Raw genomic sequence first — 15,500 nt, 5'->3', positions numbered from 1 at the left:
CCATCAACATTACCTAAGACTGGTGAATCCAGCTCTCTTGGCGCATTTCTTTCTGCGTTGGGGCTATCTTTAGCTGGTCTTGGAGTACTTTACAAAAAAATGAAGGATTGTGAATAACGTCTTAGCATAAAAGGTTGGCAAGCCATGAAAAGACTGACAAAATCCTTGACAGATAAACAGACAGACAGCATAACTCTGTCTATTTTCACGTAGAATTTTTTAATTTGCAGAATTATATACCTGATGGATAGGTATGTGTTTCTGCCTATTTTTATGCAGTTTTTTCAAAGTAATAAAAAGAACATTTTTAGATTAATAAGGAAATGTGAATAAGATGAAATTGTTAGCAAAAAAGACAATGGGGCTACTGCTGGCAACATTAGTAGCATTTGGCGTAGTAGCTGGAACTACGCAGGCATTTGCTGGTGGCGATGCGGTAGCATCTAAGCAAGCCAACAAATATACGGAAATAGACATGCAGGAACCGTATATAAAAGACGCAGAGCTGCATGTTTATTCTGTAAAAGACGATAACGGCTCGCCTGCAGCCGCGATAACTATCACTCACAAAAATTCGGGTGGAGTTGACCCTCAGCTTACAGGCGTAAGGGAGTACACTGCCGCTGCAAAAGAAGGTTGGGTTTTTAAGAATTGGACGTACGAGCAGTTTTTTAAAGACAAGGACTACGGAAACTACAAAGGTGTTTTCTATTCATTTTCGAAAGATCACAACAACAAGAGCATTCCTTATACATCGGGAAATGTGATTTCCGTAAACAGAACGGGGACTATAGGAGAATCAACATTAATTAAGCGAATTTATAAGGTCTATGCAAACCTTAATCCTACTATCACGGCAACTGCCGGTGAAGGCGGATCGATAACTCCTGCCGGAAAGACAGAAGTCACATACGGAGAAAATCAGAAATACAATTTTACAGCCAACAAAGGATACATAATAGCTTCGCTGAAGATAGACGGAGTAGAACAGACCGTCGAACATACAGCTTCGGGTTCATATGAATTCAAGGCTGTAAAATCGCCTCACACTATAGAAGTAAGCTTTGTAAGAGAATACACGATAACTTATACTGATGGCGTTGACAACGAAGCAATTTTTACCGATCAGGTTTACAAAGCTGCTTCGGGTTCCGATACTCCTGCTTTTAAGGGAACCGCTCCAAGCAGAACAGATTATGTTTTTACAGGCTGGACTCCTACCGTTGCGAATAAGGTAACTCGTGACGTAACATACGTCGCTCAGTGGAAGCGGATTCAAAGAACAGTTACTTTCAAGGATGGCAATAAGACTCATGCAAAAGTGAAAGTGGAAACTGGTAAGGCTATTAATACTGATGCGTTGACTAATGAGTACATGCCGAAGAATCCAACGAAGGACGGTTATACCTTCAAGGAGTGGAATACGAAGGAAAATGGTAAGGGTGAGACGTTTACGGGAGAAAGCGTAGTTAATGGTGATATGACTGTGTATGCCATTTACGCGAAAGATTCTGCTCCAACTCCGACATCGACACCAACTCCGACACCGACTCCAACTCCGACACCGGCTCCAACTCCGACTCCGACACCGGCTCCAACTCCGGCTCCAACTCCGACGCCAGCTCATAAGCCGCAGCCTGAAAAGCGTATTGGCATGATTCCTAAGACGGGTGAATCGGCGTCGTTTGCAGGCTTGCTTGCAGCACTTGGTTTCTCGATTGCCGGACTTGCAATTCTTCTTAAGAAGAAAATGACGGAAGAAAACAATAAGTAAGCACGCTTGTTTTAAGTAACTAGCATTGTTTATTAGAAGATGGCTCTAGCGATATGTTAGAGCCATCTTTTTTGAGTGTTATTTTTTAAGTGTTATTTGAGATGTAAGCTTTTTTATTCTCAATAAGAAATAATATGATGCTCCAAGCTCTAAAGTTTCAGAGTACAGAGTAATAGTTTCAGAGTACAGAGCAATAGTTTCAGAGTTCAAAAGCAAAGCTTCATTGTATACAACACGTAATGAAGCTAGATGTAATCTCCAAAGTAAAAGGACAAGGTCCAAATACAGCGTCTGGAGTGCTTTTAACTGTAGGATTCGCCCTAGGCTTTTTACTATTGAAACTTTTCCAACCAATACCTTTAAAAGTAAATAGTTTTATTTCTGGCAATATATTAACAGCTAACTCATTGGATATACAAGTAACTTCAATAGCATTAATAGCATGCATAATCACATTACTTGCATATGGTAAACAAATTATTTTTGCATGCCTCGATGAAACGTGTATGCAAGCAAGCGGATATAATTTGCGTAAAACTGACTTTATCATACTAATAATGATTACAGTTACAGTCGTTATAGTGATGCCTGCTGTTGGTTCAGTATTATCTATCTCTCTGATAGTAGGACCTGCAAGCGCAGCTATAAAACTTAGCTCATCAATATGGCAAACGGTAATTTTTGCTCCAATACTTGGAATTATAGCTGGAACTTTGGGTCTCTATTCAAGTATTTATTTAGGTCTATCTTCCGGAGGAATGATAACTGTATTTTCTGCAATTGTTTATATAGTTTGCGTAATTATTTATCACGCAAAAAACATGATAATAAAATTTATACAAGCAAAAAGAGATGTTACTCAAATGGCATAATTGTAAAAAGTTACTTTATAACATTCTCCTATATCGTGGGGCTTAAATCTAAGCCCCACTTTTTATATTCAAAACTATTTTTTCAAATAAATAAAAGTCAAAGACTTTACATATTTAACGCTTATTCTTAGCTAAAATACCTGTTTTTAATATCATTCGTAAGCATGCACTGAACAAAAAAATACAAAACAATATATTGCATATAAAAGGTGAAATACTGCGCGCAGTTATTGCGCCTAAGTTTACAGTAAATGTCGCAAAAATACCGATAATAATTCCTTCAGTAAAATGAGTATAATGGTAACGAGCATTAGCAATACTACCACTTATAGCTGTAGGAAGCGTGACAAGCAAAGCAGTTCCTCTTGCCATAAGGTCTCCCATGCCGAGCAAAAGTTGCACGCATGGCACTATAATTCCTCCGCCACCAACGCCTAAAATACCTGAAAAAATACCAGAAAAAACGCCTATAAATATAAGACATATAGCTTTTAAAAAATTAACATTAAAATCTACATTTCTTAACGGAATCCAAACTTGACTAGAACATATAACTAGTAATACAAAAAGTGTAAAACACCAAGGAAATATTTTTTTAGGCAAAATATGTGAAAAATATACCCCAATTTGTGATCCGAAAACTGAACCTATTATTAGAAAAAATGCTGATAAAAATGACACTTTGCCGTCTAAACCGTAAACAATGCTTCCACAAAGCGACGTTATAATTATGGCAACAAGAGAAGTAGCAGTAGCATGACGCTGATCAAATTTCATAAAAACAGTTAATGCAGGAACTATCACAATTCCCCCACCTACAGCGAACAATCCTGATAAAAAACCTGCTAATAGTCCAATGAAAACGATTAAAACAATATTATGGAAATTATATTTGGTTTTAAAAATATTTTTCAACATATATCTTTTCTTCACAAATTACCTCCTCGTACTTTATTCACTACTTTTACTATGTTATGTGAAAAATAGAATATTTCTATACTAGTTCAATTGTAATTTATGTATTTATTTATCTAATTAACGTAAGTAATGGATAATAAGAAGTTTATCGCAGAGACGAAAGATGTTCGTTTAACGGTGAAACGTGCTGATACCTTTGGTGTGAGCTTTTAACTGTGAACAAGATATATTGAGGGTTGAGGAAGCGCAAAATGTTATAAGGCTTATTCAAACTAAAAAAGTTTCAGCTTCGAATTGGCTGAGGTGGTTTACTCAGGGTATGCCTGAAATTGTTGTGAGTTTGCCACATGATGTGGAAGTTTGTGAGGTTGAATCTGATTCTAATCAAGTGCTCATCACGGATATTGAGATTGGTAAGCTTTATGTAGAAGTGAACAATGGCAAGGTAGAAGTTGTTAATTTGAAGGCGGATGATGTCTTTCTTAAATGTTATAATGGGTTGGCTTCAGCAACAAACGTAGAAGTAACTCATGTTTGTACGCTTGATACGTTAAATGGCATGAGTATTTTAGAAGGAACAATCACCAAGGATGCAAGCCTTGAAGTAGATTGTGAGAATGGTGTCACCGAGGTTTCAGATAAGAAGAAGGTAAATTGTAAAAACGATGGATTTGCGCATTACATGGTGCACTGTCTTAATGGGAAAGCTATTGCGAAGTAGCAGACATATAGATCAAAAAAGAAGCAATAAAACTTGATATAAGTTGGAATTAGAGCGTATATAGACATACCGATAAAGGAGGAAGCCGTATATGCTCTATGTAAAATTTGATGATTTCGAAGATGTTAGCGTCATGGGAAATGAGAAAGATCATGGAATGTTTATTCCGATTAAGGATGGGAATGTGTATGCTGAGTGCGAACGGTGCGGTGTAGTTGAAAGGATCACCTCACCATGCGAATTCATTGCTAGCACATTTAGGTCAAGAGTGAACTTCAATGAAGGTTATGAACTTTGCGAGAAGTGCTTGCAAGAGGTTGAGTTTGTTACTGTCGCTTTGAGAACTGGAAAATTACCTAATCGAGAATTGAAATGACTGAAAAGCAAAGCAGTGATAACCGTAGTAATACATGAAAAACTAAACGTTAAAAGGTGCACACACTTTGCACCCGGGCGGTAAATGATAATTTAGGGAGGCGTTTTATGTCAGTAATTAAAATTGAAAACCTCACTTTCTCATATTATGGATATGTAAAACCCATATTTAAAAATGTATCGTTTTCCTTTGATACAAACTGGAAAACGGGATTGATAGGAAGAAATGGAATCGGTAAATCAACTCTATTTAAGTTACTTTTAAATCAAGAAACTTATCAAGGTAAAATAAGCAAGGATGTTGAATTTATTAAATTTCCACCAAATATAAGCGATACTTCAAAATTAGGAATTGAGTTATATAAAGAACTAATATCAGATGATGAAGAATGGAAGTTATTTAGAGAACTCAGTTTGCTAAATGTAGATGAGAACCTTGTTTACAGAGAGTTTGAAACGCTTTCTAAAGGGGAACAAACAAAAATCCTTTTAGCTATTTTGTTTACAAGAGAAGATGGCTTTTTACTTATTGATGAACCAACAAACCATTTAGATATGGACGGAAGAAAAATTGTAAGTGAATATCTGAAAAGTAAAAAAGGATTTTTGCTTATATCTCATGATAGAGATTTTTTAGATGGTTGTATCAATCATGTTATTTCTATTAACAGGAATTCTATTGATGTCCAATCGGGAAATTTTACATCATGGTATGAAAACAAAGTGATGAAAGACCAATTTGAAATTAGTCAAAATGAGAGATTAAGAAAAGATATTAAACGATTAAAAGAGTCTGCAAGACAAAGTCAAATTTGGTCTGATAAAATTGAAAATACTAAAAATGGTGTAAAAGTATCAGGTGTAAAACCAGACAAAGGACATATAGGTCATCAATCAGCCAAGATGATGAAAAAATCTAAGAATTTGGAGAATAGACAAAACAAGGCAATAGAAGAAAAACAGAGTTTACTAAAAGATATCGAAACAAAGGAAAGTCTATTATTGCATCCATTACATCATCATAAAAATCCTCTAATATCGGTTAGCAATTTATCATCATGCTATGGAGAGAGACAGATCCTAAATAATGTAAGTTTCGAGATAAAGCAAGGCGACATAGTGGCTATATATGGGGGTAATGGTAGCGGAAAATCAACCTTGATTAAAATTTTATTAGGTATAAATCACGAGTATACAGGTGAGATAAAATTAGCAGGTAATTTAAAAATCTCGTATATTCCTCAAGACACATCTAATTTAACAGGTAGCCTAAATGAATATATTCACAAGCAAGATGTTGATGAAACATTGTGTAAAACAATTCTAAGAAAATTAGATTTTTCAAGAGAATTATTTGAAATGGATATGAAGAATTATAGTGATGGACAAAAAAAGAAAGTTTTAATTGCTGTAAGTTTCTCAAAGCCAGCTCATATATTTGTTTGGGACGAACCACTGAATTATATAGATGTAATATCAAGAATACAGATTGAGGAAATTATAAAAGAAGCAAAGCCTACACTCATATTTGTGGAACACGATAAGCGATTTGTAGAAGATATCGCTAATAAAATAATACAATTTTAAGTAAAATCCAAATCCCAGTTTGTAGTGCCTTAGACTTTTATCATCATACGACATTCCCCTTGCCAGTTTCTCTCCTGCAATGAACGTTAAGGCTCTTTTATTGATGCATGGTTATCATAAGGGTAGTCTTGATACACGTGAGACTGTCGTATTGATGTCAAGGGCTTAATAGGTGGGTGCATTTTTGCCCTTGTGCAGCAAGGCTTAGTGAGGGCTATTGTTAAAAGGTTTAGCGTGTGGCTGCTTTAGGCTGGCTTGGCGTGATTTTTTAGTGCTATTTTTCTGTATGAGGTAAGATATCGACGCTCTAGGGTCGAGTGCACAGGATGTTAACGTTAAAAGGTGCACCCACTTTGCACCCACCCTGCACCCACTTTGTTGAGTGGTAAAATATAGCTCAAAAGTTAAAATGAAACCTGATTATTAGTATGTGAACGAGGAGGTATTTAAGGAATGGACAAGCTCGTTCGTTTTTGCCGTGAAGTAGCGACATTCGGCTTGACGGTTGCCTTAATCGCGATGCTGGTTGCCTTAATATGGGATGGCACACTTGCTATTAGAATTGGTTTTACCTCTTTTGCTATTGGTGTCACAGTGATCTCGCTTAAGACTGTCCTTCGAAAGACTGATTGAATTTTGTTTGGTTCAAGTCAATAGTTGAATATCTCACGTTGGGTGACTATTACTGATCTCTGTCAGTAATAGTCACTTCTTTTTATGAATCTTAAAGTCAGGCTCAATGTCCGTCCTGTTTAGCCGGTGATTAGTTAGGGTAATCGTTAAAAGATTAACAACTGTATCAATGAAAATGCACGGAAATTGCAGAACCAGGATGAGTATGAGAAAAAATATACGAGTCTAGTGAACAGGTTTAATACTGTAGAATCAAGGCTTAAGGAAGTAAAAGCTCGCATTGTTGACAAGCAAATGAGGCATGATGAAGTTGAATATTTTATCGAGGACTTGAAAAAACAGGACTTGTTAACAGTGTTCGATGAAAACGTCTGGCTTAGCATGGTTTACTATCTAATCGTGCATCAAGATGGAAAGGTTGATATTATCTTCCTTGATGGGAGTGTAATGAAAGTAGACGAGTAAATAACAAATATACAATATATGAAGGCAAGTCAATATAGATTTTTTCTTGTATGATTAACTCAAGAAAAGTTAGCATAAAAGGTTGGCAAGCCATGAAAAAACTGACAAAATCCTTGACAGACAGACAGCGTAGTTCTGTCTCTTTTCACGTAGAATTTTTAATTGGCAGAAATATATACCTGATGTATAGGTATGCGTTCCTTCCTATCTTTATGAAATTTTTCAAAACAATAAAAGAACATTATTAGATTAAAAAGGAGGATTTATGAAAAATACGAAAAAATGCCCAAAGTGTGGGGGAAGTGAAATTATATTTGTGCCTGGATCTGCTGGGGTTTATGGGACTGGAAATAATATTATGACTGGCCATACAATTATGTCGGCAGTACCTATTGATAGGTATATTTGCACTGCCTGTGGTTTTAGCGAGGAGTGGATTGACCTTGATAATATGGATAAATTAAAAAAGAAATATGATGAGATTTAAATGAGAGTTACTTTTATATGAGGGTGGGATAATAGTTAAAACAGCAGGTCGAGGATTAAAATCGACCTGTTTTTATGTTTAAGGCACTTAGCTTTCAAGATATAATGAGTATTAGAAGATAAATTTGTAAAAGCTCATTTCAATAGATGAAGGAGGTGCTTTCATGTCCAATTCAAACTCAAATTACACTAAGCAACTCATTGATGATTACTGTGTGCTAGATACCGAAACGACCGGCTTTTCTGCGTATTATAATGAGATTATTGAGATTGGTATCTTAAAAGTTAGAAATAATGAGATAGTAGACCGTTATGATCAGCTGATTAAACCGAGTATAGAAGTAGACGGTTTTATTACAGCATTAACAGGAATAACTAATGACATGCTGGAAGGTATGCCATCTATAGACAGTGTGAAAACGTCTGTGCTTTCGTTCATAGGTGATGACATTATCCTTGGTCATAGGACTTCTTTTGATATGCGCTTTTTGAATGAAGGCTTTAAGGAACAACTGACTAACCGGTATATGGATACGATGCAATTTGCAAGAAAACTGTATCCTGAGCTGAAACATCACAGACTCTCCGATTTAACTGACTACTTAGGATTACACAATAATGAACACCGTGCTTTATCAGACTGCACATCAACGAAAGAATTATATGATGCTGTTAAAACACGCATGGCTGAGAAGAATCTAGTCATTGAAGACTTATGGCCTGCCAGTGGAAGTCACAGTGGTAAAGGGATAGATATCAAAGCAATTAAGCCTGATGAAGTGGTTGTTGATAAAGATGGGTTTTTCTATAATCGGCATGTTGTTTTCACTGGTAAGCTTGAGAAAATGCTTCGCAAGGATGCTCAGCAGATTGTAGCGAATCTCGGCGGTGTCTTAGATAATAGTGTGACTAAGCAAACAAACTATCTGATACTTGGGGATAATGATTACAATGCAATTCTTAAAGGTGAGAAGTCATCAAAGCATAAGAAAGCAGAAAAGCTCAAGCTTGAGGGGCAAGATATAGAAATTATTGATGAGCGTACTTTCTATGATTTGTTAAATGAGTGAAATTGGATGATTGAGAGGTGATTACGTGTCTAAAATAAATGTTGAAGGTTCAGAAATTAGCATTATTGCCATTGACAATAGAGATTATATTTCTTTAACGGATATGGTTAGAAATATTGATAACGGTTCTGCTTTGATTGAAAAGTGGCTTAGGAATAAGAATACGATAGAGTTTTTAGGTATTTGGGAAGAAATGTATAACACGAATTTTAATTCCACCGAATTCGAGGGAATTAAAAATGAAGCAGGACTTAACCGTTTTATATTATCTGTTAAGCAATGGGTGGAGAAAACCAATTCTATCGGTATCGTTGCTAGAGCGGGAAGATATGGTGGAACTTATGCTCATAAAGATATAGCGTTTGAGTTTGCTTCTTGGGTATCGCCATACTTTAAATTATATTTAATCAAAGAATTTGAACGTTTAAAGGAAGAAGAACAGAAGAAGTTAGGATGGGATATTAAAAGAAATTTGGCAAAAATAAATTATAGAATTCACACAAATGCCATTAAGAACAAACTTGTACCAGATAAACTTTCAAAAGAAAAAATCAATTTTATTTATGCAAATGAAGCGGATATTCTTAATGTTTCTTTATTTGGAATAACAGCTAAAGAGTGGCGTGATGAAAATCCGGATTTAAAAGGCAATATTAGAGATTATGCGGATATATCTCAGCTTGTTTGCCTTTCTAATCTTGAGAATCTTAATGCTGTATTTATAAATGAAGGTATGAGTCAATCTGAAAGATTGGAGAAATTAAATGCAATAGCTATTGAACAAATGAGGATACTATCTGAAAGTGAATCAATTAAAAAATTGCAATAAGCTGCGTCGTATCATTGGGAAACAGTAGCGATGTCTCGGGAAGAGTTTCGTATACCGGAAAACTATATGGATAAAGATGAATTGTATCTCTTTGTGTCGCGCGATATTCTGGATTCTCATTATGATTTGTCTAAAGTCACTCTTGGAGATAAGCGTATCAAGTTAGTTGACTCACAGTTTAATTTGTCTAGTTCAGGACTTAAAGCTTTATTTTTAGTTGGGAAATTTGATTTAAAAGACAAGTCAAGTTCTGATATTCTTAAAGTACCAGGGATTAATAAAACAGGTAATGTTGCTGTAGGTTATAAGAAGAAATAGTAATATTTTGCACTCAAGAATCAAGCTATTAAGCCAATCTTAAACCTTTTAACGATAGCTTTTCCTATCGTTAAAAAGTGCACCAAGTATCCATAGTGTGCACTCAAAAAAGTGTAGCTATACTACCCGTTCTCTCAATCCATACAGAATCAGTGGCGCTCCTTTACAAATCGCACTTAATCAAGATATCGTTTTGATGACATCTACTATGCGTGCAGTCTAGTTGCTGCGTTTTAGTCCTTGTGTAGCAGGGTTTAGCGAGGGTTATCGTTAAAAGGTTTAGCGCACTGCGGCTTTAAGCTGGGTTCTTGCGGTTTTTGAGCGCAGTTTGGCTGTTTGAGGGAACATGTCTACGCTCTGGGGTCGAGTGCACAGGATGTTAACATTAAAAAGTGCACACACTTTGCACCCCCTTGTCTAAAAAATTTAACATTTTGAAAGGAGGAATAATGGAAACAATAGTATCCGCTTTATTAGTTTTTGTTTCTACATCCATTGACTACTTAGTTGTTTTGACTATTTTATTCGCTAGTCAAGGAAAGAAAGGTTTGAAATCAATTTATGTAGGGCAGTATTTAGGTACAGGACTGCTTGTACTGGCTAGTCTTATTGCCGCTTACTTTTTAAATTTTATTCCACAAGATTGGATTATCGGACTCCTTGGTCTAATTCCGCTAGGTCTTGGTATAAGAGCAATTTTTGTGGATGAAGATATTGATGAAGAAGATATCGAGGGGAAAATTACCGGAAATGGATCAAAAATCTTAGCATTTACAAGTTTAACAGTGGCAATGGGTGGAGATAATTTAGGAATTTATATCCCTTATTTTACAGGAAAGAGTTTGATTGAGATTGGTATAAGTTTAGTAATATTTGCCTTAGGGATTTTGGTTCTATGCAAATTATCTCAAAATCTCGCCTCAATTTCTGCTATCGGAGAGACTGTGGAAAAGTACGAAAAAATAATTGTACCTGTCGTGTTTATTGGACTCGGTCTTTATATATTGATTGAAAATGGAACTATTAATTATTTCATAGGTCAAGTCCTAAAAGTGGTGTAAATTCATTTCCTTCCCTTTATCTGCTATTTTTATGTTCAAACTCAAACGAGAAAATAAGTGGTGCTTCCCACCGTCACGGCGCTTCACCGTGCTATAAGATGCAGTAGGCTGATTAGGTGGGTGCATTTTTGCCCTTGTGCAGCAGGGGTTTGCAGGGTCTATCGTTAAAAGGTTTAATGCGAAGTGGCTTTAAGCTGGGTTCTCGCGGTTTTTGAGCGCAGTTTGGCTGTTTGAGGGAAGATATCAACGGTGTAGGGTCGAGTGCACAGGATGTTAACGTACTTCGCTTGCGTTGAAAGCACACTGTGCTTTCAACTTTGAGCAAGCTCAGCGAATCGAAGTGCATTCGCGAATTATATTTAATCGCTCATGCAAGTCGATTCGCCACTTTGCACCCACCTTGCACCCACCTTGTGAAGTGGTAAAATATAGCTCAAATTGTAAAATGAAATCTGATTATTAGTATGTGCACGAGGAGGTTTTGGAATGGACAAGCTAGTTCGTTTTTGCCGTGAAGTAGCGACATTCGGCTTGACGGTTGCCTTAATCGCGATGCTGCTTGCCTTAATATGGGATGGCACACTTGCTATTAGAATTGGTTTTACCTCTTTTGCTATTGGTGTCACAGTGATCTCGCTTAAGACTGTCCTTCGAAAGACTGATTGAATTTTGTTTGGTTCAAGTCAATAGTTGAATATCTCACGTTGGGTGACTGTTACTGATCTCTGTCAGTAATAGTCACTTCTTTTTATGAATCTTAAAGTCAGGCTCAATGTCCGTCCTGTTTAGCCGGTGATTAGTTAGGGTAATCGGGTTATAGGCCAAAAGGGGCTTAGGACAAAATTCTGTACAAAATGGAAGGAGTCTGAAAGTCACAATGAAAGTTATCTATACAGAAGCTCAAAAGAAACATGCTATACAAACCTACAAGAAATATAAATCCTATAGTAAAACATTAAGAGTATTAGGATATCCATCAATGCATGTCTTATATTGATTTTTACAACAATCACAGAATTAAAATAAGTCTTAGTGGAAAGACAATTATGGAACATCGTGCTATGATTGCACAAAATGTCTAAAAATTGTCCTAAGCCCCGTTTGACCTATAACCCTAAAAAGACGATAGAGTTTTAACTGTCTATCGTCTAATACCTTTACTACGATATTTTTAAATCTTTTTTGACCAATATACTTTTAATAATTTAGAAAATATTATTTGTACAAATGCAACTATTATTAACGCTAAAAAGGCTTCATAACTTACATATGCTACAAATAAAGAAACTATTACAATAACCATTGAAAATATAGGTATTATATTTGATCCTGACTTCATCCTTATTAATATCATTCTCTCATCTGTTTCTTTAGTATGCATCTTCTCCAATATATCTCTATTTCTATATGCTCTACCAAGCATTGACATGTAGAATACAGATACAAGTTCAAGTCCAATAAAAAATACTACTACATAATCTGTCACATCTTCTTTTAATGGAAATTTATATTTTAAGTAAAAATTTCCAATAATAACTGCGAGTAAGGCAACCATACATAATAAGACTAAAATAGTAATTCTAAATCCTATTTCTTTTTTATATTTTTCTAATTTGTTCATATTAATCGTCCTCCTCTATGCTAAATATTTCTTCAATACTTGTATCAAAAAACTTAGCAATTTTAAAAGCCAACGGCAGTGACGCTATATACTTCCCAGTTTCAATGGAAGTTATGGTCTGTCTTGTAACTCCAACTTCATTTGCCAATTCTTCTTGAGTTATTTTATGCTGTTTTCTTAATTGAGAAATTGCATTTTTCATTTTCCTCCTCCAACAGCAAGCTCACTTTACATATAATGTATAGCTCGCTTTGCTTTTTTTGTCAAGCGTACTTTGCTTTTTTATAATTTCTTAAACTAAAAATACGACAGATTTTATCAACCATGTTCGTATAAAAAATGATGGAACAGAACCACAATATTATGTAAAAGATAGCCACACGCCTATTATTCCAAGAGATATTTTCTTTAAAGTTCAAGAAGAAATGTTAAGACGAGCCAACATGTTTAGCGGTGAGGAGAACAAAAAAAGGAGAGTTTATTCCAGTAAGTACGCTCTATCCAGCCTATGTGTTTGCTCTAAATGCGGGGATGTTTACAGAAGAATTGCTTGGAACAACCGAGGAGTGCATTCTGTTGTCTGGCGTTGTTGCACCAGAGTGGAAAACGGTCCTAGTGCTTGCGATGCTCCGACAGTACAAGAGAACGAACTACAATCTGCCATAGTGAAAGCCATAAACAAGGTGTTTAGTATATCGGATGAAGTATTGGATACGTTGAATAACAATATTAGAGAAATTATCGCAGGCAACAACTTAAACGAGATTGAAACGGTTGATAAAAGAATTGCAGACCAACAAGCGATACTATTAACCTTGCTTAAAGCTAAAAAAGACTACACGAAAACTGCCAACGAGATTGATGAGCTTAAAGTTAAGAAACAGCAGCTTCTTATAGAAAAAGCAGGTCAAGAAGATGCTAAAAGACGAATCAGAGAAATGGAAGATTTTCTGAAAAGTGAGCGTCGCGATATTAGTGAGTATGACGAGAAGCTGGTAAGAAAGTACATCAAGAAAATAAAAGTTTACGAGGACAGGTTCAGTATAACTTTTAAATCAGAGATTAGCGTGAACGTTGAAAGAGCATCATAAAAGTCAAAAGACTGTTAGCGTTTGAAACGTTACCAAATCTAGCCTAGGGGAGTTCCTCTAGGCTGTTTTTATGCTCAAAAACCAAGCTATTAAGCCAATCTTAAACCTTTTAACGATAGCTTTTCCTATCGTTAAAAAGTGCACCCACTATCAATAGTGTGCACTCAAAAAAGTGTAAATATACTTGGAGTTCTCTCAATCCATACAGAATCAGTGGCGCTTCTTTGCAAATCGCACTAAACTGCAATGGCATTTTGCTGATTTCACTGTGCTTGCATCCTGTTGTAGTGTTTTTGTACATTTTGTAGTAAGTCTTAGCGAGGCTAAACGTTAAAAGGTTTTTAGTGTTTGTAGTTATGCAAGACTTCGTATTAGTTTTTTAAGCAACCGATAGGAACTACGCAAACACCGTCTTTGCGACAATACGCAAAATCGCCTGTTCCAGTTAAAACCATAAGGAAGGACGGTGCGTTCATCTTATCGGTGTCGATTTTTTCTTTCATTGCTTTAAGGCTTTTTGCACCTTCTTCAATGAGCTTTTCCCCTCCGAGTTTAATTTCAATAAGACCGTATTTACCGTTTCTTAAATGAATAACTGCATCGCATTCCTGTCCGCCTTTATCTCTGTAGTGGTAAACCTCGCCACCTAGAGAATCTGCAAAAATTCGCAGATCTCTGATGCAAAGTGTTTCGAATAGAAAACCGAAAGTATTTAAGTCGTTTATCAAGTCTTTTGGTCCAATTCCCAAAGCAGCTGCAGCAATAGATGGGTCGATATAATAACGCGTATTGGATGAACGAATGGCAGTTTTTGATCTTAGATTTGGATTCCAAGCAGGCATATCTTCTACAACAAATATTTTGCGAAGCGCATTAACATACGACGCAACGGTTTCCTCGCTAATTGGCTTATCTTCATTAGCAGAAATATCCCGCGAAAGCACAGTATTTGGTACTTGTGCCCCTTGATTCCTTGCATATGAGCGCATAAGACGCTTAACTTTTTCAGCATCTTTTTGTACGTCATCTGCACGATTAATGTCGGAGTGTACAACAGCATCATAGTAATCAACAGCTTGATCTAAAGCAATTTCATCGCGCATGTCCACTGATTGTGGCCATCCTCCACGGCATGTAAGAAAAGATAGGCGGTCAATACTCAAGTTTGAATCGCCTTCAATACTCTTAATTCCTGCAAAAAGGTTTTTCAAGCTAACTTCGCCCGTTGAATCACCGGATTCATACAAACTCATTGGCCTCATTGTTAGCCATGTGAAGCGTCCAGTACCAGAGTGGGTAATTTCTGTAGTGTTTGCAGGAACGGCGGAGCCGGTTAGTATAAATTGCCCAAGGTCACTGCGGTGATCAACTTCAAATCGTATTGCATCCCAAAGTTTTGGAGCAAGCTGCCATTCGTCAATTAATCTTGGGGTAACTCCCTTCAGTAATCGCTTTGGGCGTAGCTCCGACATAGCGATATTCTGTTCTTTCTTTTCCGGGTCGTCCATATATAAAACGCTTGCTGCAAATTGTTCTGCAGTAGTGGTTTTCCCACACCACTTCGGACCTTCAATCAGTACCGCGCCTTTGCCTTCTAGTTTTCTTTTTAAAATATCGTCAGCAATTCTTTTCCTGTATTTTTTCAACTGTGTCACCGTATTTCAATTAAGTATGCTCGT

General features: G+C 36.3%; 18 protein-coding genes and 2 pseudogenes. 16 read left to right on the top strand and 4 right to left on the bottom strand.

Annotated features, from left to right (window positions below; translation table 11 throughout):
- From CGSMWGV1500E_RS06300 to CGSMWGV1500E_RS06295, 3 genes are all read left to right on the top strand, one after another.
- Nucleotides 1-117, top strand: a 117-nt coding sequence (locus tag CGSMWGV1500E_RS06300; protein WP_155114869.1) for an LPXTG cell wall anchor domain-containing protein, incomplete at its 5' end; no start/stop codon positions are given.
- 217 nt (nt 118-334) lie between these two features.
- The gene (locus tag CGSMWGV1500E_RS02280; protein WP_004128559.1) at nt 335-1,774 is read left to right on the top strand and encodes an InlB B-repeat-containing protein; all 1,440 of its coding nucleotides are present in this window, start codon (nt 335-337) and stop codon (nt 1,772-1,774) included.
- A 239-nt stretch (nt 1,775-2,013) separates the two neighbouring features.
- Nucleotides 2,014-2,646, top strand: a complete 633-nt coding sequence (locus tag CGSMWGV1500E_RS06295; protein ID WP_004128556.1) for a metal ABC transporter permease — start codon at nt 2,014-2,016, stop codon at nt 2,644-2,646.
- Nucleotides 2,647-2,760: 114 nt separating this feature from the next.
- Here CGSMWGV1500E_RS06295 and CGSMWGV1500E_RS02285 read toward each other — a convergent pair whose 3' ends face one another.
- Nucleotides 2,761-3,564, bottom strand: a complete 804-nt coding sequence (locus CGSMWGV1500E_RS02285; protein ID WP_004128553.1) for a sulfite exporter TauE/SafE family protein — start codon at nt 3,562-3,564, stop codon at nt 2,761-2,763.
- Between the two features lie 129 nt (nt 3,565-3,693).
- Between CGSMWGV1500E_RS02285 and CGSMWGV1500E_RS0106090 the strand changes: the two are divergent.
- The 12 genes and pseudogenes from CGSMWGV1500E_RS0106090 (at nt 3,694) to CGSMWGV1500E_RS06555 (ending at nt 12,191) form a co-directional block, all read left to right on the top strand.
- Nucleotides 3,694-4,285 (top strand): annotated as a pseudogene (locus tag CGSMWGV1500E_RS0106090) (DUF4097 family beta strand repeat-containing protein).
- 91 nt (nt 4,286-4,376) lie between these two features.
- Nucleotides 4,377-4,661 (top strand): hypothetical protein, encoded by a 285-nt coding sequence (locus tag CGSMWGV1500E_RS06500; protein WP_004114737.1) that lies wholly within the window; start codon nt 4,377-4,379, stop codon nt 4,659-4,661.
- Between the two features lie 107 nt (nt 4,662-4,768).
- Complete coding sequence (locus tag CGSMWGV1500E_RS02295) at nt 4,769-6,247, top strand: Lsa family ABC-F type ribosomal protection protein (RefSeq protein WP_004113321.1); 1,479 nt, start codon at nt 4,769-4,771, stop codon at nt 6,245-6,247.
- 453 nt (nt 6,248-6,700) lie between these two features.
- Nucleotides 6,701-6,880, top strand: a complete 180-nt coding sequence (locus CGSMWGV1500E_RS02300; protein WP_004128547.1) for a hypothetical protein — start codon at nt 6,701-6,703, stop codon at nt 6,878-6,880.
- Between the two features lie 186 nt (nt 6,881-7,066).
- On the top strand, nt 7,067-7,345 hold the full coding sequence (locus tag CGSMWGV1500E_RS02305; RefSeq protein ID WP_004128533.1) for a hypothetical protein: 279 nt from the start codon (nt 7,067-7,069) through the stop codon (nt 7,343-7,345).
- 265 nt (nt 7,346-7,610) lie between these two features.
- On the top strand, nt 7,611-7,832 hold the full coding sequence (locus CGSMWGV1500E_RS02310) for a hypothetical protein (RefSeq protein WP_004128528.1): 222 nt from the start codon (nt 7,611-7,613) through the stop codon (nt 7,830-7,832).
- Nucleotides 7,833-7,995: 163 nt separating this feature from the next.
- Entirely contained in the window at nt 7,996-8,901 is a 906-nt protein-coding gene (locus CGSMWGV1500E_RS02315; RefSeq protein ID WP_004128525.1) for a BRCT domain-containing protein, read from the top strand.
- 25 nt (nt 8,902-8,926) lie between these two features.
- On the top strand, nt 8,927-9,730 hold the full coding sequence (locus CGSMWGV1500E_RS02320) for a KilA-N domain-containing protein (RefSeq protein WP_004128523.1): 804 nt from the start codon (nt 8,927-8,929) through the stop codon (nt 9,728-9,730).
- Nucleotides 9,731-9,733: 3 nt separating this feature from the next.
- Nucleotides 9,734-10,048 (top strand): annotated as a pseudogene (locus CGSMWGV1500E_RS0106085) (hypothetical protein); the annotation flags it as partial.
- 449 nt (nt 10,049-10,497) lie between these two features.
- Nucleotides 10,498-11,109 carry a CadD family cadmium resistance transporter gene (locus CGSMWGV1500E_RS02325; protein WP_004123508.1) on the top strand — a complete coding sequence of 204 codons (612 nt, stop codon included), beginning with the start codon at nt 10,498-10,500 and terminating at the stop codon, nt 11,107-11,109.
- Between the two features lie 486 nt (nt 11,110-11,595).
- Nucleotides 11,596-11,775, top strand: coding sequence for a hypothetical protein (locus CGSMWGV1500E_RS02330; protein WP_004128517.1), 180 nt, complete (start codon nt 11,596-11,598; stop codon nt 11,773-11,775).
- Between the two features lie 317 nt (nt 11,776-12,092).
- Nucleotides 12,093-12,191 carry an IS3 family transposase gene (locus CGSMWGV1500E_RS06555; protein WP_415692680.1) on the top strand — a complete coding sequence of 33 codons (99 nt, stop codon included), beginning with the start codon at nt 12,093-12,095 and terminating at the stop codon, nt 12,189-12,191.
- Nucleotides 12,192-12,280: 89 nt separating this feature from the next.
- On the opposite strand, the gene CGSMWGV1500E_RS02335 is transcribed toward CGSMWGV1500E_RS06555, so the two are convergent.
- Together CGSMWGV1500E_RS02335 and CGSMWGV1500E_RS02340 are read right to left on the bottom strand one after the other, a co-directional pair.
- Nucleotides 12,281-12,730 carry a hypothetical protein gene (locus tag CGSMWGV1500E_RS02335; protein WP_004128514.1) on the bottom strand — a complete coding sequence of 150 codons (450 nt, stop codon included), beginning with the start codon at nt 12,728-12,730 and terminating at the stop codon, nt 12,281-12,283.
- Nucleotide 12,731: 1 nt separating this feature from the next.
- A complete protein-coding gene (locus CGSMWGV1500E_RS02340; RefSeq protein WP_004128511.1) occupies nt 12,732-12,932 on the bottom strand; it encodes a helix-turn-helix transcriptional regulator in 201 nt (66 codons plus the stop codon).
- Between the two features lie 241 nt (nt 12,933-13,173).
- Between CGSMWGV1500E_RS02340 and CGSMWGV1500E_RS02345 the strand changes: the two genes are divergently transcribed.
- Nucleotides 13,174-13,821, top strand: a complete 648-nt coding sequence (locus CGSMWGV1500E_RS02345) for a zinc ribbon domain-containing protein (RefSeq protein ID WP_004128508.1) — start codon at nt 13,174-13,176, stop codon at nt 13,819-13,821.
- Between the two features lie 371 nt (nt 13,822-14,192).
- Here the strand turns inward: CGSMWGV1500E_RS02345 and CGSMWGV1500E_RS02350 are convergent, their stop codons facing one another.
- Complete coding sequence (locus CGSMWGV1500E_RS02350) at nt 14,193-15,467, bottom strand: ATP-binding protein (RefSeq protein ID WP_004128505.1); 1,275 nt, start codon at nt 15,465-15,467, stop codon at nt 14,193-14,195.
- Nucleotides 15,468-15,500: the final 33 nt, after the last annotated feature.

This window comes from Gardnerella vaginalis 1500E, assembly GCF_000263595.1.
Classification (GTDB): domain Bacteria; phylum Actinomycetota; class Actinomycetes; order Actinomycetales; family Bifidobacteriaceae; genus Bifidobacterium; species Bifidobacterium vaginale_E.
The sequence above is the reverse complement of the archived record's forward strand: the minus strand, read 5'-3'. Positions and strand labels throughout refer to the sequence as shown.